Source organism: Streptomyces albicerus, assembly GCF_008905045.1.
Taxonomy (GTDB): domain Bacteria; phylum Actinomycetota; class Actinomycetes; order Streptomycetales; family Streptomycetaceae; genus Streptomyces; species Streptomyces albicerus.
The window spans coordinates 22,361-42,070 of the sequence record NZ_VWMY01000045.1 but is presented as its reverse complement, the minus strand read 5'-3'; the positions used below and the strand labels follow the sequence as shown (position 1 = coordinate 42,070).

Below are 19,710 nucleotides of genomic sequence, written 5' to 3'. Positions count from 1 at the left end.
GCAGGCGGGGCAGGCGGGGCACGCGCCTCAGAAGGCCGACAGTCACAAAAGGGCCCAACAAGGGCCCGTATCAGTGCTGTTGGGTCTTCTGGGGCGTCGCCTCGCTCGGCCGTACGACGACGTATCCCTCGCCCTGGAGCATCAACTGCACCGCCTCGCCGGAGCCGCCGCGGATCATCGAGCCGATGGACTGCGAACGGTGGAGTGAGGTCTGGAGGTTGGCCGTCCAGCCGACGATGGCGTCCGTGTCGACGTACACCGGCCACTGCGGTGAGACCGGGATGACCAGCGGGTTGCCCTCGCAGACGAGGCCGAGCCTGCCCTGTCCGGTGAAGACGCTGTTGAACAGTCCGCCGCCGGTGATGCCCGCGCCCTTCACCGTCTTGATCTCGTACTTCAGCGAGGCGTCGAAGCACAGGACGTTGCGGCCGTTGACCGTGAAGACGTCGCCGGGGTCGATGTCGACGATGAAGCAGTTCTGCGCCTCGTTCGCGAACCAGGCCTCCCCCTGTCCGCGTACCGCCATGAGCGGCAGCCCCTCGCCGGTGACGGCCCGTTTGAGCATGCCGCCGACGCCCTGGCCCTTGCGTTCGAACTGGAGATTGCCGCGGTAGGCGATCATCGCGCCCTGCCGGGCGAGCATCTCGCCGTTGACCGCGTACTTGATCGACTTGGCGTTCTGCACGCTCATGCCCACCGTGGCGGCCGGCTGCACCATGTACTCGCTGGAAAACAGATCACCCTTCATGCGGGCATCCTGTCCCGGACGCGCGGGTTCCACCATCCGGCGACGGGATGAAAGGCATGCGCCGAAGGTAGGCGTCCGCGGAACGAAAGGCGGGGCGGTGCAACGAAAGGCGGGGCGGCCGACGCCCGCTCGCGTCGACCGCCCTGCCGGGGCCTTTCGGCCCCACCCTGTGGGGGGTGGTTTTCTCAGCCGTCACCCTGTGGGGGACGGACTCTCAGCCGTCACCCTGTGGGGGGTGGGCTCTCAGTCGTCGTTCAACGGTCCTCAGAAGGTCAGCTTCCAGCTGTTGATCCTGCCGGTGTCCGCGGAGGCCACGTCCTGGACGCGCAGCTTCCACGTGCCGTTGGCGGTCTCGCTGGAGGCGTTCACCGTGTAGGTGGTGCTGACGTTGTCCGCCGAGTCCGAGGTGCTGGAGGACTTGAGGCGGTAGGCCGTGCCGTCCGGGGCGATCAGGTCGATCACCAGGTCACCGCGGTAGGTGTGGGTGATGTCGACGCCGACCTGAAGGGCCGAGGGAGCGTTGCCGCTGCGGCCGGTGACGGCGATCGAGGACTCGACGGCCGAGCCGGCGTCCGGGATCGAGACGGCGGTGGTGCTGGTGAAGGTGGTGCCCCCCGTGGAGCCGTCGGTCCCGCTCACCGCCTGCACCGTCTTGGCCGCGTCCGCCAGACCCGCACCACAGCCGCCCGAGCAGGCGCCGGGCAGAGCACGCGAGTTGGTCTTGATCGCGGACTCGATCTGGGCCGGGGTGAGCGAGGACTTCGCCGACTTGGCCAGCGCCGCGAGGCCCGCGATGTGCGGGGCGGCCATGCTGGTGCCCTGGTAGTAGGCGTACGACTCCGAAGCCGGGCCCTGCGTACCGGAGTTGAGCGTGGACAGGATGCCGTTGGCGGTGCCGGTGCTGGTCTGGCCGCCCGGGGCCGCGATGTCCACGACCGAACCGAAGTTGGAGTACGAGGCCTTGGCGCCGGTGCGGCTCAGCGCGGCGACGGAGATGACGTTGTTGCAGCTCGCCGGCGAGTAGTTGGCCGCGTTGGCGTTGCTGTTGCCCGCCGCGACGACGACTGTGGTGCCGCGGTTCACGGCGTTGTTGATCGCGGTCTGGGTGGCGGAGGTGCAGGCGCCGCCACCGCCCAGGCTCATGTTGATGACCTTGGCGACGTTGGTGTTCGCGGGGACGCCGGAGACGGTGCCGCCGGACGCCCAGGTGATGGCGTCGATGATGTCGGAGTCGTAGCCGCCGCACTTGCCGAGGACGCGCACCGGGGAGATCTTCGCGTTGTACGCGATGCCGGCGACGCCCTTGCTGTTGTTGGTGGCGGCGGCGATGGTGCCCGCGACGTGGGTGCCGTGCCAGGAGGAGCTCTGGCCTGCTGCCTGGCCGCACTCGCCGGCCGCGTACCAGTCGCCCGGGTCGGCCGGGTTGCTGTCGCGGCCGTTGCCGTCGACGGAGACCGCGGTGTCGGCGATGAAGTCGTAGCCGCCGACGATGTTGGCGGCGAGGTCGGAGTGGGTGACGTAGCCGGTGTCGATCACGGCGACGGTCACGCCGGTGCCGGTCGCGGTGTCCCAGGCACCGGGCACGCGCATGCCCGCGGTGGACTCGAAGAGGTCCCACTGCTTGCTGTACTCGGTGTCGTTCGGGTCTGCCAGCGGCTTGTTGAGGCGGTCCGGCACGACGTAGGCGACCTGAGGGTCTGCCTGGTACTCGGCGACGACGTCGGAGACGTCGGCCTTGCTGAGCTGCTCGCCCAGGTCGACCAGCGCGGCACCGGTGCCGAGGCGGCGCTCGAAGTCGAGGTTCTCGCCCGCCTCCTTGCCCTTGGCCTCGGCGTCGGCGGCGGCGGCCGAGTTCGACTTGGCCTCGGTGGCGCCCGACTTGTAGCCGACGATCAGCCGCTCGGCCGGGGCGGCCACGGCAGCGGCGGCGGTCTTCGCGGTCTGCTCGGCGGGGACCTCGGCGGTGGCGGGTCCGGCCAGCGCGAGGGACGTGGCGGTCCCGGCCAGCAGCGTCGCGGAGATCGCGGCGACGGATATCAGCTTCCGTCTCGCGGGTCGTTGAGTACGCAAGAGAGTGCCTTTCGTGGCCGGCTCCGGGCAGCGCGAAGCGGCGGTGCGGAGCAGCGGTTCGATTCGCTTCTTCGTCGAAGCGGCGGGGGGTGCACGTGGTGCGATCGAGAAGGCGCCGGGGCCGGCCATGCGCGAGCGACCATTCAGGGGTTACCTGTGGTTCAGCTGTGGCTCGAACAATAGGCGGAGCCCAGATCGCTCGGATACGGGGAAAACCCTCGATCCATGGCCGAGAACCCCCTATAGGGACTGGCCAGTTGGCGAGAGAGGACCCTTTCCGGGCGTTCGCCCCGTCTCACCGGGGAGGGAGTGCCGCCCACCGCATGACCGCATGCCCGCGCGACGGCGGCCCGGTGCGGGCGGCCTCGTGCGCGGGCGTCAAGCGCGGGCGTCGGGGTGCGGGCGTCGGGGTGCGGGCGTCAGGCTTCGACGGCCGTGAGGAACTGCGTGGCGGCGAGTTCGGCGTAGAGCGGGTCGGCGGCCACGAGTTCGCGATGGGTGCCGACGGCCCGTACCTCGCCCGCGTCCATGACGACGATGCGGTCCGCCATGGTGACCGTGGACAGCCGGTGGGCCACGACCAGCACCGTGGTGGTGCGGGCGACATCGGCCACGGTGTCGCGCAGTGCGGCTTCGTTGACCGCGTCGAGCTGGCTGGTGGCCTCGTCGAGCAGCAGTAGCCGGGGCCGTCTGAGCAGGGCGCGGGCGATGGCGACGCGCTGGCGCTCGCCGCCGGAGAGCTTGGTGCCGCGGTGGCCGACCAGCGTGTCCAGGCCCTTCGGCAACCGGTCGACGAGACCATCGAGACGGGTGGTCTTCAGAGCGCGGAGCAGATCGCCCTCGTCGGCGTCGGGATTGCCGAGCAGGAGGTTGTCGCGGAGGCTGCCGGAGAGGACGGGCGCGTCCTGCTCCACGTAGCCGATGGCGGACCGGAGCCCGTTCACATCCCAGTCGGTGAGGTCGCGGCCGTCCAGCGTGATGGTCCCCTCGTCGGGGTCGTAGAACCGCTCGATGAGCGAGAAGACGGTGGTCTTGCCGGCGCCGGACGGCCCGACGAAGGCGGTCATGCCGCGCGGCGGGACGGCGAAGGTCACACCGTGGTGGATGTACGGCAGGTCGTCGGCGTACCGGAAACGGACGCCCTCGAAGGCGATCGAGGCGGGTTCGGCGCCCGGCAGGGGCAGTGGCGCAGGCTCGGCCACCGGTTCGGCGGGCAGCCGCCGTGCCTCCTCGATGCGGGCCAGCGCAGCCGAGCCGGTCTGGTACTGGGCGACGGCTCCGACGACCTGCTGGATCGGTGCCATCAAGTAGAAGACGTACAGGAGGAAGGCGACCAGCGTGCCGATGTCGACGGCGCCGGTCGCGACCCGCGCGCCGCCCACGGCGAGCACGGTGATGAACGCGACCTGCATCGACAACCCGGCCGTGTTCCCGGCCAGCGCCGACCACTTGGCGGCCCGTACGCTCTGCCGCCACGATTCCTCGGCCGCCGCGTGCACCGCCTTCTCCTCGCGGTGCTCGGCCCCGGACGCCTTGATGGTCCGCAGCGCGCCGAGGGTGCGCTCCAGCGAGGCGCCCATCGCCCCGACGGCGTCCTGCGCCCGCCGGCTGGCCCGGTTGATGCGCGGCACGATCACCCCGATCACCGTGCCCGCGCCCAGGACCACGCCCAGGGTGACGGACAGCAGCACCGGATCGACCAGCCCCATCATCACGAGCGTGGCCACCAGCGTGAGTCCGCCCGTGCCGAGACCGACCAGCGAATCGGTGGTGACCTCCCGCAACAGCGTGGTGTCCGATGTGATCCGGGCCATCAGATCCCCGGGCTCGCTCCGGTCGACGGCGGCGATCCGCAGCCGCAGCAGATGCGACACCAGCCCTCGCCGCGCCCCGAGGACGACGGACTCGGCGGTGTATCGCAGCACGTACGAACCCAGCGCCCCGACCGCCGCGTTGACGACCACCAGCCCCGACATGGCCAGCAACGCGCCGGTGATGGCCCGGTCGTGCCCCAGGTCGTCGATCAGCGACCTGGCCACCAACGGCAGCGCGAGCCCCGCCGCCCCGGTCACCAGCGACAGCACGGCCCCGAGCAGCAGCGTCCACCGATACGGACGGACGTACGCGAGCAGCAGCCGCCACGGCGGCGCGGACGGTGAGTCGGACGGTTCGGGCTGCGGCACGGTGTTCCCCCCTTGCGCGTTCGGCTCCCGTCCCGCTCTCGGCCGAAGTGGGAGGAAGCCGATGTCGATGAAGTATCGCCGATGCCACTGACAACGCCGCAGGGGATTTCGGCGGTGGTCCCAGCCCGTGGACTTACGGTCGGACATCGAGGCCTGGGACTGTAGATCCCTGGACCTGTGGACGAGGTGTGTGGATGAGGACTGTGGATGTCGGAATTCTCCGGTAGGACTGGGGCCGCGTTCGTCGCGGGCGGAACCGGCGGTATCGGCGCGGCGATCGTACGGATGCTGGCCGAGCGGGGCAGCGATGTGGCGTTCTCGTATCGCGCCAATCAGATTGCCGCCGACGCTCTCGTAGGTGAGGTCAAGGGGCACGGGCGCCAAGTGGTCGCGCTGCGGCTCGACTTGAGCGACGAGTCGGCCACAGCGACGGCCGTGTCCGAGGCCGCCTCGGCGTTCGGCGGTCTCCATACGCTCGTGTACGCGGCGGGTCCGCACGTACCGATGGTGCATCTGAGCAAGGTCACGCCGAGCCAGTACCGTGCCCAACTCGACGCGGACGCCGGGGCGTTCTTCAACCTGGTCCATCCCGCGCTGCCGATCCTGCGCGAGAGCCGCGGCAACATCGTCGCCGTCACCACCGTGGCCACCCGCCGCTACCCGGTCCGCGACGGCCTTTCGTCCGGTACGAAGGGCGCGGTCGAGGCGGTCGCGCGGGCACTGGCTGCCGAGGAGGGGCGGTACGGCGTCCGCGTGAACTGCGTGGCGCCCGGCATGCTGAACGACGGCATCGCCGCCCGCCTGATCGACACCGGGGAACTGGACGAGGCGGCCCTTGAGATCACCCGGCGCAATATTCCGATGCGCCGGTTCGGCCACGCGACGGACATCGCCGAGGCAGCCGCGTTCCTGGCCTCGGACCGGGCCGGGTTCATCACCGGTCAGGCGCTGGGGGTGGACGGCGGATACAGCGTCTGATGTCCCGGAGATGCCACGGCTCACTCGGGGTCAGCGACCGCGCCGAGCGTCACGCGGCGTGCCCGGTCGGGGTGTCGCTCGGCACCAGGAACATCGCCCCATCCCGTGATGGTGAACCGTTCTACTAATGAGCGCAGTCCCCGAAGAACCAGCGTGGCGCCGGCGCGCCGTCGAGCGATCCACCCGTGCCGCGAAGCTGCGTGCGGAGCAACGCGTGCAGCGCTTCCTGGACTCGGCGCAGGAGCTCATCGCCGAGAAGGGCACGACGGACTTCACCGTCCAGGAGGTCGTCGACCGCTCCAAGCAGTCACTGCGCAGCTTCTACCAGCACTTCGACGGGAAGCATGAGCTGCTGCTCGCCCTGTTCGAGGACGCGCTCTCCAAATCGGCGACCGAGATCCACGAAGCCGCCTCCCCGATGAGCGACCCCCTGCAGGCGCTGCACCTGGCCGTCGACATGCTCTACAAGCAGTCGCACCCCAGCCCCGGCGTGCAGCGACCGCTGTTCAGCGACTTCGCCCTGCAGCTGCTGGTGAAGCACCCCTCGCAGGTGGCGACCGCGCACGTTCCGCTGCTCAACGTCTTCACGGAGCTCATCCAGCAGGCCACCGACGCCGGTGTCATCCCCGCCGGGAAGCCCCGCCGTCAGGCCGCGCTCGTCATGCAGACCGTCATGTTCGCCGCCCAGGCCCACGGCGTGCCCGCCGACAGCCACGCCCACCCGGTGACCTCCGAGGAGCTCTGGCAGTTCTGCCTCGGCGGAATCTCCGGTGTGCCCGCGACGACGGGCAGGTCCACGACCTTCTAGCAGACCCTCAGGCGCCGCAGCTGCCATGACCGCGCTACGGCACCCCGGCTGCCACTACGGCATCACGCCAAGGCGAGCGCAGCGCAACGGCCTGCCGCCACCCACGAATCGCCTTCGGCGGCATACCGACTCCAAGGACCCCGGTCAGGTGGTCCCCGGTGCGGTAGGCGACCACGAACCGACGTTCATCAAGGTCCCCTTCCACCACGGCAACCTCGTCATGACCGCGCAGATATCCGAACGCCTGCACCTTCATGTCGTACTGGTCGGACCAGAAGTATGGCACCGGAGCGAACGGCTTGCGCGCCTCCGGGCGGAGGAGGTTGCGGGCGACGGCCATACCCTGCTCGGCGGCGTTCGTACGGTGCTCGATGCGCATCGGCACCCCGAACAGCGGGTTGAACCAGCGGGCGACGTCCCCGGCCGCGTAGACTCCCCCAGCCTTCGGCCGGGGGGACCCCAGACGGCCTCGCAGTACTCGTCGCAGACCACCCCGTCGCCCACCGTAAGACCGCTCTCCGCCAGCCACTCGGTGTTGGGCAGCGACCCGATGGCCACCAACACCTCGTCGGCCTCGACCAGTTCACCGTCGGCGAGCCGCACGCCGGCCTCCGTCACCGCGGCCACGCCGACCCCGGTGCGCAGGTCCACGCCGTGTTCCAGGTGGGCCGCCGCCAGCACCCGCCCCACTTCGTTGCCGACCGCGTGGCCGAGCGGCACCGGCGCCGGTTCCAGGAGCGTGACCTCGGCGCCGAGACCCCGGGCCACGGCGGCGGCCTCGGCCCCGAGGAACCCGGCGCCGACCACCACCAGACGCCGCCCCTCCGCCAGCCGGTCCCGCAGCGCCAGCGCGTCGTCCAGGGTGCGCAGCACATGCGCGTCCCCCTCACCGGGCAGCCGCCGCGGACGTACACCGGTGGCCACGATCAGACCGTCGTACGCCGCCCGCGTCCCGTCGGCCAGCACCACCGCCCGCCCCTCGAGATCGAGACCGGTCGCGGCCGTGCCCAGCCTCAAGTCCAGGTCCAGGGCGTCCAGATCACCGGAGGAACGCAGTGCGAGCCGGTCGTGCTCCCACTCGGACGCCAGGATCTGCTTGGACAGCGGCGGCCGGTCGTACGGAGCGTGCGTCTCCGCACCGATCATGGTGAGCGTGCCGTCGTAACCCTCCCGGCGCAGTGTCTCGACGGCGGCCAGTCCGGCCGCCGAGGCACCCACGACGACGATCCGCCTCACTGGTCGACCAGCCGGATCGCCGCTGCCGGGCAGATCGCCACGGCTTCGCGCACTCCGTCGAGGAGTTCATCGCCGGGCTGCTCCGCGAGCAGGACCGCCACACCGTCGTCGTCGCGCTGGTCGAAGACCTCCGGGGAGGCCATGACGCACTGCCCCGACGCCACACATTTCGGTTCGTCCAGTTCTACACGCATGATCCCTTTCCTCAATCCTTCGGTACCTTCGGTACGTTCGCCGGTGAGGGCCGGATCACCAGGCGACGGGCAGAGAGGCGACACCGTACGTGGTGCCGCTATGGTCGAACTCGAGCTCGTCGACCTGGGCGGCCAGGCGCAGCGTGGGAATGCGTCGGTAGAGGGTGCCGTAGACGACCTGGAGCTCCAGGCGGGCGAGAGACTGGCCCAGGCACTGGTGGGGTCCGTAGCCGAACGCGTTGTGCCGGCGCGCGGGCCTGGTGACGTCCACCCGGTCGGAGCCGGGGAACGCCTCAGGGTCCCAGTTGGCGGCGTGCAGATCCACGATGAGGCCGTCGCCCGCGCGGATGACCCGGCCGCCGATCTCGATGTCCTCGGTGGCGACCCGGCGCAGGCCGACCTGGACGATGCTCAGGTAGCGCAGCAGTTCCTCCACCGCGCGGGCGACGATCTTCGGGTCCTCGGAGTCGCGTACCAGGGCGAGTTGCTCGGGGTTCTCCAGCAGGACCAGGGTGCCGAGGCTGATCATCGTCGCGGTGGTCTCGTGACCGGCGATGAGCATCGCGACGCCCATGTGGACGGCCTCGGCCCGGCTCATCTCACCGGCGTCGACCCGGCCCGCCATCTCGGACAGCACAGCTGAACGGCCCGTCGGCCGGAGCCCCGCCCCGCGTGAGTGGAGAGCGGGGAGGGGCCGCCCGCACCCTGCGGTGTTCCCGTGCCGTCAGACCGGTGCCGTCAGGCCGGGCGCGACGAGGCATCCTCGTCCTCGAGCCTGACTTCGGTGTGCAGGAAGTCGTCGACCATCCGGTGGAACAGCGTGGAGAGCTGCCGCAGTTCCTCCGGCGACCAGTTGGCCAGCGCGAGCTCCATGCCCCGGCAGCCCGCCATGCGGATGCGGTCGATCGCCTCCTGGCCGGCGGGGGTGAGCTCGATGCGCTGGGCGCGGCGGTCATCCGGGTCCGGGACCCGGGTCACGTAACCGCCCTTCTGCAGCTGCTGCACCTGCCGGGTGACATGTGACGCCTCCACGGCCAGCCGGGCCGCCAGCTCGCCGGGGCGCATGGGCTCCGAGTCGGCGATCTGCCGCAGCAGCGCCACGGCGGCACGATCCAGCGACACCCCCGCCATGGCCATGAGGCGGTCGTGCTGCCTGACCCGGCCGGTCAGATACACGATGCGGGTGAGCGCTCGCTCGATCTCGATCACATCCTGCGAGACGGGGGCGGAGGCGTCTTCCAGCCCGGGGCCGGGGCCGGGGCTGGGTGCGGGTGATGGTGTGGACATGGCCCCACTTTACCATCTGCTTGCCTGACTCAAGTAAATTCCGCATTAGCTTGCTTGACTCAAGTAAGGCACACATGTTTGCCTAACTCAAGTAAGTCGTCGGCCGCCGCGACGAGACCGGCCGGTCCCCTTCCTCCAGAACCGCGGGAGTTCCCATGTCACACACCACAGCCACGGCGGCCGAGCAGGGGCAGTACCGCCGTGCCCAGGGCCCCCGGGTCCGGCCTGACCCCGGTCGCCGTCGGCGTCGCCGGTCCGGTCGTGTCACTCCAGCGGTGGCACGGCCCGCGGCATCGCACCGAGACTGACGTTCAGCCGAGCCCGCGGCATCTCCGCCGCCGGCACCCGGACCGGGGCCCCTGAGCGGAGGCGGCCCCGTCGCGCCAGACCCGTGGGGACGGGGACCGGCGCGGTCCCGGGCCCGGCGGACGGACAACTCCCCCCGTTCACCGCCGGGCCCGGGACACCGACCCCGGTCGAAAAGGCCTCTCACCTGCCAGCCGAGCCGACGCCGTACCCGCGGTGCCGTCTCACCGACGCCTGGGCGAAGGCCCACGGCCCCGGCGTCATAAGTCCCTGCATCAGCCTGTGGGGCAAGGTGGCTGCGCCGAGGAGCAGGCCGCCGCCGTCGTGTTCCTCGCCTCCGAGGCCGCCGGCGACATCAACGGCGCGCCATCCTGCCCGTCGACAACGGCTGGTCCGCCCTTTGACCAGCCAACTGCCGGATCAGGTCATGCAGGCCATGGCGTCCATCGCCGCGAGGGCGGTCCGACGATCGCGATCACAGCCCGGCCGCCGCCCCCACCCCGCCGGCGCCGAACCCCTCCTTGAGCCACCAACTCATCAAGTCACCCAGTCACCCAGTCACCCAGTCACCCAGTCACCGACTCACCGAGTCACCGACCCATCAAGTCACTCAGCCATCCAATCGCCCAGGAAGTGAGCCACCAGCATGGCCACCATGAAGTCCGTCCGCACCGGCCCCGTCGGCAAGATCGACGTCGTCGACACCGAACGCCCCACCCCCGGACCCCGCGACGCCCTGCTCAAGATCCGCGCCTGTGGCATCTGCGGCACCGACACCTTCTTCCTCCACCTCGGCGGCGCCCCCATGGGCCCTGACGGCTCGATGGTCTCCCTGCCGCTGGGCCACGAACCCGCCGGCGAGATCGTCGCCGTCGGCCCCGAGGTCACCGGGCTGACCGTCGGCGACCGGGTGGTCGTCAACCCGCAGGGCGTGCCCTCCGGCATCATCGGCTGCGGCGGCAAGCACGGCGCGATGAGCGAATACCTCCTCATCGAAGACGCCGCGCCCGGCACCAACCTCACCGTCGTCCCCGACACGCTGCCCTACGCCGTGGCCGCCCTCAACGAACCCCTGGCCGTCGCCCGGCACTGCGTCAACCGCTCCAACGCCCAGCCCACCGACAAGGTCGTCGTGTTCGGCGCCGGCCCCATCGGGCTGGGCGCCACCATCTGGCTCAAACTCCGCGGCGTCGCCCGTGTCACCGTCGTCGACGTACTCCCCGAACGCCTGCACACCGCCCTGGCCGTCGGCGCCGACGCGGTCGTCAACTCCGCCACCGACGACCTCACCGCCCGCCTCACCAGCCTGCACGGCCCGGCCACCAATGCGCTGGGCCAGCCCCGCCCCGGCACCGACATCTACATCGACGCCGCCGGCGCCCCGGCGGTCATCCAGGCCACCGTCGACAACGCCAAATGGGGCGCCACCCTCGTCATGGTCGCCGTCCAGAAGAAGTCCGACGCCATCGACCTGGGCGGCATGCTGCGCAGCGAACTCACCCTGATCGCCTCCCAGGGTTACCCCACCGAGATCTTCGAGGTCACCCCCGAACTCGTCGAACACCACGAACGCTTCGCCCAACTCATCAGCCACCGCATCCCGTTCACCGACGTCGAGCACGCCTTTGACCTCGCCCTCACCCCCGGCGCCGCCGAAAAGATCGTCGTCACCTTCGACGACCAGGACTGAGCCGAGCAGTTCACCGAAAGACCCCCGCCCTCAGGCGGGGGTCTCGACGTCGGATGCGGCGCTTCGTTCGGATGCGGTTCCGGTACAGCGTTCGAAGTTTGTGCACTTTACACACACTATGTATCATGCACAGCACGTGTGAGGTGCATATTTGATGTCATGTCTCCTGTCCCGACCCTCAGGCCCAGGCTCGGGGCGAGAGTCCAGATCTGGGGAAGGACCGGCGGCATGGACAAGCCCACGCACTTGATCGAGTTCGAGACGATGCTGCTCGGGCGGCACCTCTACCTGAACTCGCCCCGGGCCCGGGCCGGCGGCCGTCTGGAGCGCAGCGCCTACATCCTGCTCAGCCGCATCCGTATGGAAGGCCCGATGTCCATCGGGCAGCTCAGCGACGCCTTCGGTCTGGACGCCTCCACGCTCAACCGGCAGACCGCCGCCATGCTGCGCGGCGGTCTCGTCGAGCGCATTCCGGATCCCGAAGGGGGCATCGCCCGTAAGTTCCGCATCACCGCCGAGGGCGAGCGCCGTCTCGACACGCACCGCTCGGAGGCCATCCGCGGGCTGGAGAAGGTGATGGCCGACTGGGATCCCGAGGAGATCGCCGCCTTCGCCGACTACCTCAAGCGTTTCAACACCGACATCGAGAGCCTCGACGAGCGTCCATGGCCCCGCCCTTGAAGAAAGGGCTACCTGGGCTGCCCCGCCGGGGGCCCCTCGTCCTCGTCACGGACTAACAGGACTCCGCCCGGCGCCTCGCGTAAGTCTCAACGCCCCACGTGCGTCTCGACTCCTCCCGTACGTCTCGGCCGCTCTCGTACGTCCGGTGCCTCGCATACGTCCCGGCTTCCCGGCTTCTCCTGTTACGTCCCGCTCCTCCCCTACGCCCCAGAGCCTCCACATCCGCCTTCATGCCGACCTCGGTGTCCTCCCGTCGTGCCCCCGGATGACGTGCCGGACACCGGCGTACTGCGTTCTCAGTAGTGCGGAGTGTCGGCAGGCGCACGACGACGTGGCGGTCCCCGGCCGGGAGTCTTGGCAGGAACCCGAGACCAGATGTGGAGACCTCCGTCCCGTGGCTACTTTTCTCTATCGACTGGGCCGTCTGACGTTCCGACGGCGCTGGATCACCACCTTCCTGTGGGTGGCGGTGCTGGCCGCGGTCGGCTTCGGCGCCGCCCAGGCGCCCGAGGCCCCCGAAGAGGGCAGCTCCATGCCGGGCATCGAGGCCCGGAAGGCATTCGACCTGATGGAGCAGCGCTTCCCCGGGTCCGAGGCCGATGGGGCGAACGCCCGGGTCGTCTTCATCGCGGAGGACGGTCAGAAGATCACCGCCGCCGACAACCGGGAAACCATCGACACGTTCGTCGAGCACGCGGCCGACGGGTCGCAGATCGCCGGCGCCGTGAACCCCTTCCAGGCGAAGGCCGTCAGCAAGGACGCCTCGACGGCGTACGCGACCGTCACCTTCAAGGTGAAGGCCGACGAGCTCACCGACGCCGCCAAGAAGCACCTCGAGGAAGCCATAGAGCAGGCCCGTGACACGGGCCTGACCGTCGAGGTCGGCGGTACGGCGCTGGCCACCCAGCCCGCGGCGGGCGCGGCCGCCGAGCTGATCGGCGTCTCCATCGCGGCCCTCGTCCTGCTGATGACCTTCGGCTCGCTGGCCGCCGCCGGACTGCCGTTGCTGACCGCCATCCTCGGCGTCGGCGTGAGCATGTCCTCGATCATGGCCCTGGCTGCGACGTTCGAGATGTCCTCGTCGACCGGCACGCTGGCCACCATGCTCGGCCTCGCGGTGGGGATCGACTACGCCATGTTCGTCGTCTCCCGTTACCGCGAGGAGCGGGCGAAGGGGCACACCCCCCAGGAGGCGACGGGCCTGGCCGCGGGCACCGCCGGCTCCGCGGTCGTCTTCGCCGGTCTCACCGTTGTCATCGCGCTGGCCGGACTCTCGGTGATCGGTGTCCCGATGCTGACCAAGATGGGCCTGGCCGCGGCCGGCGCGGTCGTCGTCGGCGTCCTCATCGCGCTGACCCTGGTCCCGGCCCTGCTCGGGTTCTGGCCCAACGCCGTCCTGTCCCGCAAGGCCCGCAAGCGCGGCCGGATCACGGAAGGCGGCGAGAACAACGGCGGCAGCCGCTGGGCCCGCTTCGTGCTCCGCCGGCCCGTTCCCGTCCTGCTCGCCTCCGTCGCCGGACTCGGTGTGCTCGCCCTGCCGGTGACCGACCTGCAACTGGGCATGACCGGGGACGAGGCCAAGCCCACCTCCACCACCGAGCGCCGCGCCTACGACGCCCTCGCCGACGGCTTCGGCCCCGGCTTCAACGGCCCGCTGACCATCGTCGTCGACGCCAAGGGCGCCCAGGATCCGAAGGCCTCGGTCCAGACCATCGAGGACAAGATCGGCGCCACCGAGGGAGTCGTCTCCGTCTCGCCGGCCCGGTACAACGCCGAGGGCGACACGGCGGTCTTCTCCGCCGTCCCGGCCGACTCGCCCACCAGCGAGCAGACCAAGGACCTCGTCAAGACCATCCGCGACGAACGTCCCGCGACCGAAGCCTCGACGGGCGCCGACTTCGAGGTCACCGGCACCACCGCGCTGAACATCGACGTCGCGCAGAAGATGCAGGACGCGCTGATCCCGTACCTCATCGTCGTGGTGGGTCTGGCCATCCTGCTCCTGATGATCGTGTTCCGCTCCATCCTGGTACCGATCAAGGCGGCCCTCGGATTCCTGCTCTCCGTGCTGGCGGCGCTGGGTTCCGTGGTCGCGGTCTTCCAGTGGGGCTGGGGCGCCGACCTCATCGGCCTCGAGTCGACCGGCCCGATCATGAGCATGATGCCGATCTTCCTGGTGGGCATCGTCTTCGGTCTCGCCATGGACTACCAGGTCTTCCTGGTCACCCGCATGCGGGAGGCGTACGTCCACGGTGACGGGCCCGGCCAGGCGGTCGTCACCGGCTTCCGCTACAGCGCCCGCGTCGTGGTGGCCGCCGCGCTGATCATGATGGCCGTGTTCTCCGGGTTCATCGGCTCCGGTGAATCCATCATCAAGATGATCGGGTTCGGTCTGGCGGTGGCCGTCCTCTTCGACGCGTTCGTCGTCCGTATGGCGTTCGTCCCGGCCGTTCTCGCCCTGTTCGGGAAGGCGGCGTGGTGGATGCCCCGCCGGCTCGACCGGCTCCTGCCCAAGGTCGACGTGGAGGGTGAGACCCTCAGTCGGCGGTCCGCCGTCGCCGCGCCCGCGGGCGGCGTGGACGAGCGGGAAGCGGCTCGCGTCTGACAGTGCTCGCCCGATGAGGGCCGCCCGAGTGGACACGGGCGGCCCTCATTGGGCGTTTTCCCACGGTGTCGCCCACCATGGGGCCCGGATCACAGTGATCGGAGAAGCCGATGATCTTCAGATGGCAGCGATTCGCGAAGAGCCATCCCTACGCCATCGACGTAGCGATCATCGTGCAGGTGTTCGCCGCCGCGGTCCTCGGAAGCTCGTTCAGCGCTCTGGAACCCTCCGGTGCCCGGAACGCCCTGTGGCCCGGCCTGCTCATGGCGGGCCTCGCCTGCGTGGCCCTGCTGTGGCACAGGAGCCATCCCCGCGCCGTCGTCGTTTTGACCGCGATCTGCGGCAACACCGCCGGTGCGATCGGCTATCTGCTCACACCGCTGCTGCTGGCCCCGGTCATGGCCGCGCTGTACTGGCTGGCCGTCCACACCAACCGGAAGACCGCACGCGTCTACTCGTTCGCCGTCACCGCCATGCTGGTGACCACGGCGTTGATCTCCGATCCGTACGACCATCCGCTGGCCCTCAAGACGATCGGCCCCGCCGCCTGGATTGTGATGCCGATCGCCTGGGGTACGGCGGTCCGGCTGCGCGTCGCCTACCTGAAGGCCGTCCAGGCCCGTGCCGAACACGCCGAACGCACCCGCGAGGAGGAGGCGCGCCACCGGGTCGCCGAGGAGCGCATGCGCATCGCCCGCGAGCTGCACGACGTCGTCGCCCATCACATGGCCCTGGCCAACGCGCTGGCCGGCACGGCGGCACATCTCGCGGCCACCCGCCCCGAGCAGAGCACGCGGATCCTCACCGACCTGGTCGGCACCACTTCCACGGCACTGCGCGAACTGAAGGCCACCGTCGGGCTGTTGCGCCAGCCGGACGAGCCCGAGGCACCCCTGGAGCCGGCCCCCGGACTCGGGCGGCTCTCCGAACTGACCGCCGCGTTCGCCTCCGCCGGGCTCACGGTCACCGTCACCACCGAAGGCAAGGAACAGCCGCTGTCGCCGGGGGTGGATCTGACGGCGTTCCGGATCGTGCAGGAGGCCCTCACCAATGTCACCAAGCACGCAGCCGCGCGGGCGGCGCGGGTGAGCATCGCCTACAACCGCGACCGGTTGACCATCACGGTCACCGACGACGGATCCGGGGACGCCCCGCTCGCGCCCTCCCCGAGCGGCGGCTTCGGCCTCATCGGTATGCACGAACGCGCCCAGTCCGTCGGCGGCCGCGTCCGCGCGGGGCGCCGCCCCGAGGGCGGATTCACCGTCACCACCCAGCTGCCGATTCACTCCTAGCCCCCGGAAGCGAACCGAAACAGATGACCATCCGCGTCCTCCTCGCCGACGACCAAGCCCTCCTGAGAGCGACCTTCCGGATCCTGATCGACTCCTGCGACGACATGGAGGTGGTCGACGAAGCCGCCGACGGCAAGGAAGCGGTCGAGCTGACCCACACCCACCGCCCCGACGTCGTCCTCATGGACATCCGGATGCCCGGCACCGACGGCCTGACCGCCACCACCGCCGTCTGCGCCGACCCTGACCTGGCCGGCACGCGGGTCCTCATCCTCACGACCTTCGAGACCGACGAGTACGTGGCCCAGGCCCTGCGCGCCGGCGCGAGCGGCTTCCTCGGCAAGGACGTCACCGCCGACGTGCTCCTCGGAGCCATCCGCACCGTGGCCGCCGGCGAGGCCCTCCTCTCGCCGCTGGCCACGCGCTCCCTCATCGCCCGTTTCCTCGCCGCCCCCACTCCCGCCGACCGGCTGGCGCCTCCCGAGCATCTCGCCAACCTCACCGCCCGCGAACGGGAGGTGATGGCCCTGGCCGCCGAGGGCAAGTCCAACGACGACATCGCCGCGGCCCTCTTCGTCAGCCCGCTGACCGTACGTACGCACGTGCATCGCGCCATGACGAAGCTGGGCGCCCGCGACCGTGCCCAACTGGTCGTCATCGCCTACCAGTCCGGCCTCGTCCAGGCTCCCCCGCCCGAGTCGTGAGCCCGGCCTGCGGGACGGTGCGGTCCCACAGGCCGGGTGAGGGTCAGCTGCCGGAGGCGGCGGCGCGGCGCTTCGTCAGCCACCACGCCCCGGCGCCGAGGACGAGTACCGCCGCGGCCACTCCGCCGACGACCAGGCCCGTGGACGAGCCGTCGTCCTTCTCGGCGTCGGCCTCGGCCGCCGCTGCCTCCGTCTCCGTCTCGGACGGGGTCGCGGTGACCGACGGAGTCGGGTCGGCCGTCGGGCTCGCGGCCGGGCTCGGACTGACCGGGGTCGCGCCCGGTGCCGCCGCCTTCAACTTCAGGAGCGGGGCGGGCTGCTCGGACTCCGCACCGCCCTCGGGCAGCTCGATCCAGCGGGAGACCTTGCCGTCGCTGTAGGTCTCCACCGTCTTGAACGCCACCTCCTTGGCGTCCGGGAGCTGCCGGACCTTGACCTTGTACTCGGCGTCGACGCCGGCTTTCAGGGCGGGACCGCCGAGGGCGTAGCCGTCGTCGGTGGCTTTGAACTGCCAGCCCTTGGGCGCCTCGTCGAGCGAGACGTCGGCCGGCGCGATGCCCTCGGGCAGCACGACCCGCACCTCGCGGAAGCCCCCGGAGTCGGACTCCGCCTCGGAGACGAAGGTGAGCGTGACGTTCTCGGCGAGGGCCTGCGGTTTGTCGGCCTCGACCTCGGAGTGGGCCGAGGCCGGTCCGGCCAGTGCGAGGACGGCCGCCAGCGCGGCGGCGCCGGTCAGCCCGATACGACGGTGATTCCTGGACAGGGACACAGAGGAGCTCCTTGCTGGTGGAACCGGGCGGGCCGAGGCCGGGCCCGGGTGAAGGGGACGACGGGGACGGGTGTGCGTCCCGGAGGTCCCCTGCGCACCAGCGCGTGTTCGAGGGTCTGTGTCCGCGCCCCTGGCGGGAGTTCGAAGGCGCCGGTGAGCGGCGCGGGCAGCGGGCCGTACGCGGTGGCGCCCGGCCCGCCAGGCAGGAACCGGGCCATGAGCGCCGCCGCGAGCGCGCGCAGCGTACGGCCGGTGACCATCGCCGCCGTGACCGCGGCGTCGGCGCGGTGGAACAGCCAGGCGACCACGAGGGCGGCGATGACATGGGCGGTCGTCATGGCCCCGGAGGAGTACTGCCAGGCGTGTCCGCCGCCCGTCGTCATCGCGGTGTGGCCGGCGTGGACCGCGTTTCCCGTACCGCCGCGGTGGCCGTCGCCCGCCGTCGCCAGCGCGAGATGCATCGCGCCCTGTGCCGCGAGGGTGCACCCGACGACCGTGAGCAGTCCGGGGCTGCGGCGGGCGAAGGGCCGTACGACGACGAACTGCGCGATGGCGAAGGCGGTTACGAGCCGCCACGGCAGCTGTCCCCCGTCGACCATGTCGTGGCCGACGGCCGCGAGCACACTGCCCACGAGGGCGAAGGCCGCGGCCCTGACCCGGGCGGCCGCGCGGCTCGGCCCCGGGAGCGGGTCCCGGCCGTCGCGCTGCGTCACATGGTCACCTGGCACGGTCGCCCGTCATCCTCCACCGCGTTCGCCTTGTCGCATACGTCTACGTGAGACGTGGTCGGGCCGTTCACATCGGGAGGAGGGCGCCGGCACGCGGGGGCGGAAACGGTTCAGCCCGCTGCGCCGAGGGACCACCGCGGAACGCTGCCGGCGAGGCGGCACGTGAGGAAGTACAGGGGGATCGGCGGGGTGTAGGGCGAGTCCCCCACCGGGCTGTGGATCAGGCGGGGCCGGTCGGCGAAGGGACCGCGGAGGGCTCGCGTCCAGGACGGGTCGGCCAGCCGGGCACCGACGGTGTAGGTGGTGGAGGACGGCCAGGTGACGCCTATCTGGGATCCGGAGGGGACGATCCACCACCATCGCTCATCGCCGTCGGAGTCGTCGGCGAAGACACAGCCGACGCGGGGCAGGCAGTCCAGGATGCGTTCGCCGTGTTCCCGGGACGTGCCCACGGCGTCGCACCCCAGGCCGGTGCGCAGCTGCGCGGGGATGACCAGGCGCCCTGGACGCTCGGACAGGAGCGTCGCGGACGTAGGTGGCCGTCGGTCGGACGTGGGCGATCGCCGCAGGTCAGGAGCGTACTTCGGTTCCATGAGGCAGGGGTCCTTCGGCCGAGTGGGGGGTGGGCCGGGTGAGGTGCGTGGTGGGCGCGAGCCCGGTGGAGGCGAATTCTCGTGACTCCGACGACGCGGATTCCGACGACGTCGACTCCGACGGCATTGGCTCCGACGGCGTCGGCTGTGATGTCACCGGCTGTGACGGCAGGACGGCCCAGACGATGCGTCCGGTCCCGTCCGCGGTGTCTCTGACTCCCCAGTCGCTGCTGAGCATGCCGACCAGCATGAGCCCGCGGCCGCCCTGCTCGTCGGGCCCCGGCCGGCGCTGTGCGGGGAGCGTCAGACCGCGGTTCTGGTCCTCGACCTCTATGTGGAGCCGCTCCCCGGCGGTGCGCAGCCTGCAGACGATCCACTCGCTCGCCGTGTGCGTGAGCGCGTTGGTGACGAGCTCGGAGGTCACCAACAGCGCGTTGTCGCAGGTCTCGGGGTCCGTGCCCCATTCGCTCAGCAGCTCGCGCACGTTCCGTCGGGCCACGCCCACCGAGGCGGGGGTCGGGGGTATCCCGAACACGCCTGCTCTGTGGGGGTGTTCGTCCGCGGGCAGTCGGCCCAATGGCTTGGTGAGGGAGGGCGGAGCCATCGCCGTTCGCCTTTCGTCTGCCTTCGCACCGGGGGTCAGGCCGGCGCCGGTACCGCACGGACCGGTTCACCGCGAGCCGCGTACTACTCCGTGCTGCTCGCTGTGCCACGTGACGCGTCGCGGCTCGGTCTCCCCCAACTTGGCCGCATCGTCTCGTCGTTCACTGGCCGGGACGGTACGCCCCACTGTGACACCTGCCAACAACACCCCGCAACCGACAAGTTGAAAATTGCA

At 70.7% G+C, this 19,710-nt stretch carries 16 protein-coding genes and 2 pseudogenes; 7 read left to right on the top strand and 11 right to left on the bottom strand.

Annotated elements, in window-relative coordinates; all coding sequences use genetic code 11:
• Nucleotides 1–70 precede the first annotated feature (70 nt).
• From GAS53_RS35060 to GAS53_RS35050, 3 genes are all read right to left on the bottom strand, one after another.
• A complete protein-coding gene (locus GAS53_RS35060; protein WP_151481803.1) occupies nucleotides 71–748 on the bottom strand; it encodes an AIM24 family protein in 678 nt (225 codons plus the stop codon).
• Nucleotides 749–1,012: 264 nt separating this feature from the next.
• Entirely contained in the window at nucleotides 1,013–2,818 is a 1,806-nt protein-coding gene (locus GAS53_RS35055; RefSeq protein ID WP_151481802.1) for a S8 family peptidase, read from the bottom strand.
• A gap of 419 nt (nucleotides 2,819–3,237) precedes the next feature.
• On the bottom strand, nucleotides 3,238–5,001 hold the full coding sequence (locus GAS53_RS35050; RefSeq protein WP_151481801.1) for an ABC transporter ATP-binding protein: 1,764 nt from the start codon (nucleotides 4,999–5,001) through the stop codon (nucleotides 3,238–3,240).
• A gap of 207 nt (nucleotides 5,002–5,208) precedes the next feature.
• Between GAS53_RS35050 and GAS53_RS35045 the strand changes: the two genes are divergently transcribed.
• Both GAS53_RS35045 and GAS53_RS35040 read left to right on the top strand, forming a co-directional pair.
• Nucleotides 5,209–5,979, top strand: a complete 771-nt coding sequence (locus tag GAS53_RS35045; RefSeq protein ID WP_151481800.1) for an SDR family NAD(P)-dependent oxidoreductase — start codon at nucleotides 5,209–5,211, stop codon at nucleotides 5,977–5,979.
• Between the two features lie 127 nt (nucleotides 5,980–6,106).
• Entirely contained in the window at nucleotides 6,107–6,787 is a 681-nt protein-coding gene (locus GAS53_RS35040) for a TetR/AcrR family transcriptional regulator (protein ID WP_151481799.1), read from the top strand.
• 34 nt (nucleotides 6,788–6,821) lie between these two features.
• On the opposite strand, the pseudogene GAS53_RS35035 reads toward GAS53_RS35040, so the two are convergent.
• From GAS53_RS35035 to GAS53_RS35020, 4 genes and pseudogenes are all read right to left on the bottom strand, one after another.
• Nucleotides 6,822–8,023, bottom strand: a pseudogene (locus GAS53_RS35035) (NAD(P)/FAD-dependent oxidoreductase).
• Nucleotides 8,020–8,217, bottom strand: coding sequence for a ferredoxin (locus tag GAS53_RS35030; RefSeq protein ID WP_151481798.1), 198 nt, complete (start codon nucleotides 8,215–8,217; stop codon nucleotides 8,020–8,022). The pseudogene GAS53_RS35035 and the gene GAS53_RS35030 overlap by 4 nt, the downstream one beginning before the upstream one ends.
• A 55-nt stretch (nucleotides 8,218–8,272) precedes the next feature.
• Nucleotides 8,273–8,854 (bottom strand): annotated as a pseudogene (locus GAS53_RS35025) (cytochrome P450); the annotation flags it as partial.
• Between the two features lie 101 nt (nucleotides 8,855–8,955).
• A complete protein-coding gene (locus GAS53_RS35020) occupies nucleotides 8,956–9,504 on the bottom strand; it encodes a MarR family winged helix-turn-helix transcriptional regulator (RefSeq protein WP_151481797.1) in 549 nt (182 codons plus the stop codon).
• A 952-nt stretch (nucleotides 9,505–10,456) separates the two neighbouring features.
• Here GAS53_RS35020 and GAS53_RS35015 point away from each other — a divergent pair.
• From GAS53_RS35015 to GAS53_RS34995, 5 genes are all read left to right on the top strand, one after another.
• Nucleotides 10,457–11,500, top strand: a complete 1,044-nt coding sequence (locus GAS53_RS35015; RefSeq protein ID WP_151481796.1) for a zinc-dependent alcohol dehydrogenase — start codon at nucleotides 10,457–10,459, stop codon at nucleotides 11,498–11,500.
• A gap of 228 nt (nucleotides 11,501–11,728) precedes the next feature.
• Nucleotides 11,729–12,181 (top strand): MarR family winged helix-turn-helix transcriptional regulator, encoded by a 453-nt coding sequence (locus tag GAS53_RS35010; protein WP_151481795.1) that lies wholly within the window; start codon nucleotides 11,729–11,731, stop codon nucleotides 12,179–12,181.
• A gap of 394 nt (nucleotides 12,182–12,575) precedes the next feature.
• A complete protein-coding gene (locus GAS53_RS35005; RefSeq protein WP_192583412.1) occupies nucleotides 12,576–14,786 on the top strand; it encodes an MMPL family transporter in 2,211 nt (736 codons plus the stop codon).
• A gap of 110 nt (nucleotides 14,787–14,896) precedes the next feature.
• The gene (locus GAS53_RS35000) at nucleotides 14,897–16,078 is read left to right on the top strand and encodes a sensor histidine kinase (protein ID WP_151481793.1); all 1,182 of its coding nucleotides are present in this window, start codon (nucleotides 14,897–14,899) and stop codon (nucleotides 16,076–16,078) included.
• 23 nt (nucleotides 16,079–16,101) lie between these two features.
• Nucleotides 16,102–16,782 (top strand): response regulator transcription factor, encoded by a 681-nt coding sequence (locus GAS53_RS34995; protein ID WP_151481792.1) that lies wholly within the window; start codon nucleotides 16,102–16,104, stop codon nucleotides 16,780–16,782.
• 43 nt (nucleotides 16,783–16,825) lie between these two features.
• On the opposite strand, the gene GAS53_RS34990 is transcribed toward GAS53_RS34995, so the two are convergent.
• The 4 genes from GAS53_RS34990 to GAS53_RS34975 all read right to left on the bottom strand — a co-directional run bounded on the left by GAS53_RS34990 (nucleotide 16,826) and on the right by GAS53_RS34975 (nucleotide 19,476).
• Nucleotides 16,826–17,551: a DUF1775 domain-containing protein gene (locus tag GAS53_RS34990; RefSeq protein WP_151481791.1), complete on the bottom strand. Its 726-nt coding sequence runs from the start codon at nucleotides 17,549–17,551 to the stop codon at nucleotides 16,826–16,828.
• Nucleotides 17,515–18,264, bottom strand: a complete 750-nt coding sequence (locus GAS53_RS34985; RefSeq protein ID WP_151481790.1) for a hypothetical protein — start codon at nucleotides 18,262–18,264, stop codon at nucleotides 17,515–17,517. Before GAS53_RS34985 ends, GAS53_RS34990 begins: the two co-directional genes overlap by 37 nt.
• Before the next feature lie 125 nt (nucleotides 18,265–18,389).
• Nucleotides 18,390–18,872 carry a hypothetical protein gene (locus tag GAS53_RS34980; protein ID WP_151481789.1) on the bottom strand — a complete coding sequence of 161 codons (483 nt, stop codon included), beginning with the start codon at nucleotides 18,870–18,872 and terminating at the stop codon, nucleotides 18,390–18,392.
• Entirely contained in the window at nucleotides 18,850–19,476 is a 627-nt protein-coding gene (locus tag GAS53_RS34975) for an ATP-binding protein (RefSeq protein WP_192583411.1), read from the bottom strand. The genes GAS53_RS34980 and GAS53_RS34975 overlap by 23 nt, the downstream gene beginning before the upstream one ends.
• Nucleotides 19,477–19,710 lie beyond the last annotated feature (234 nt).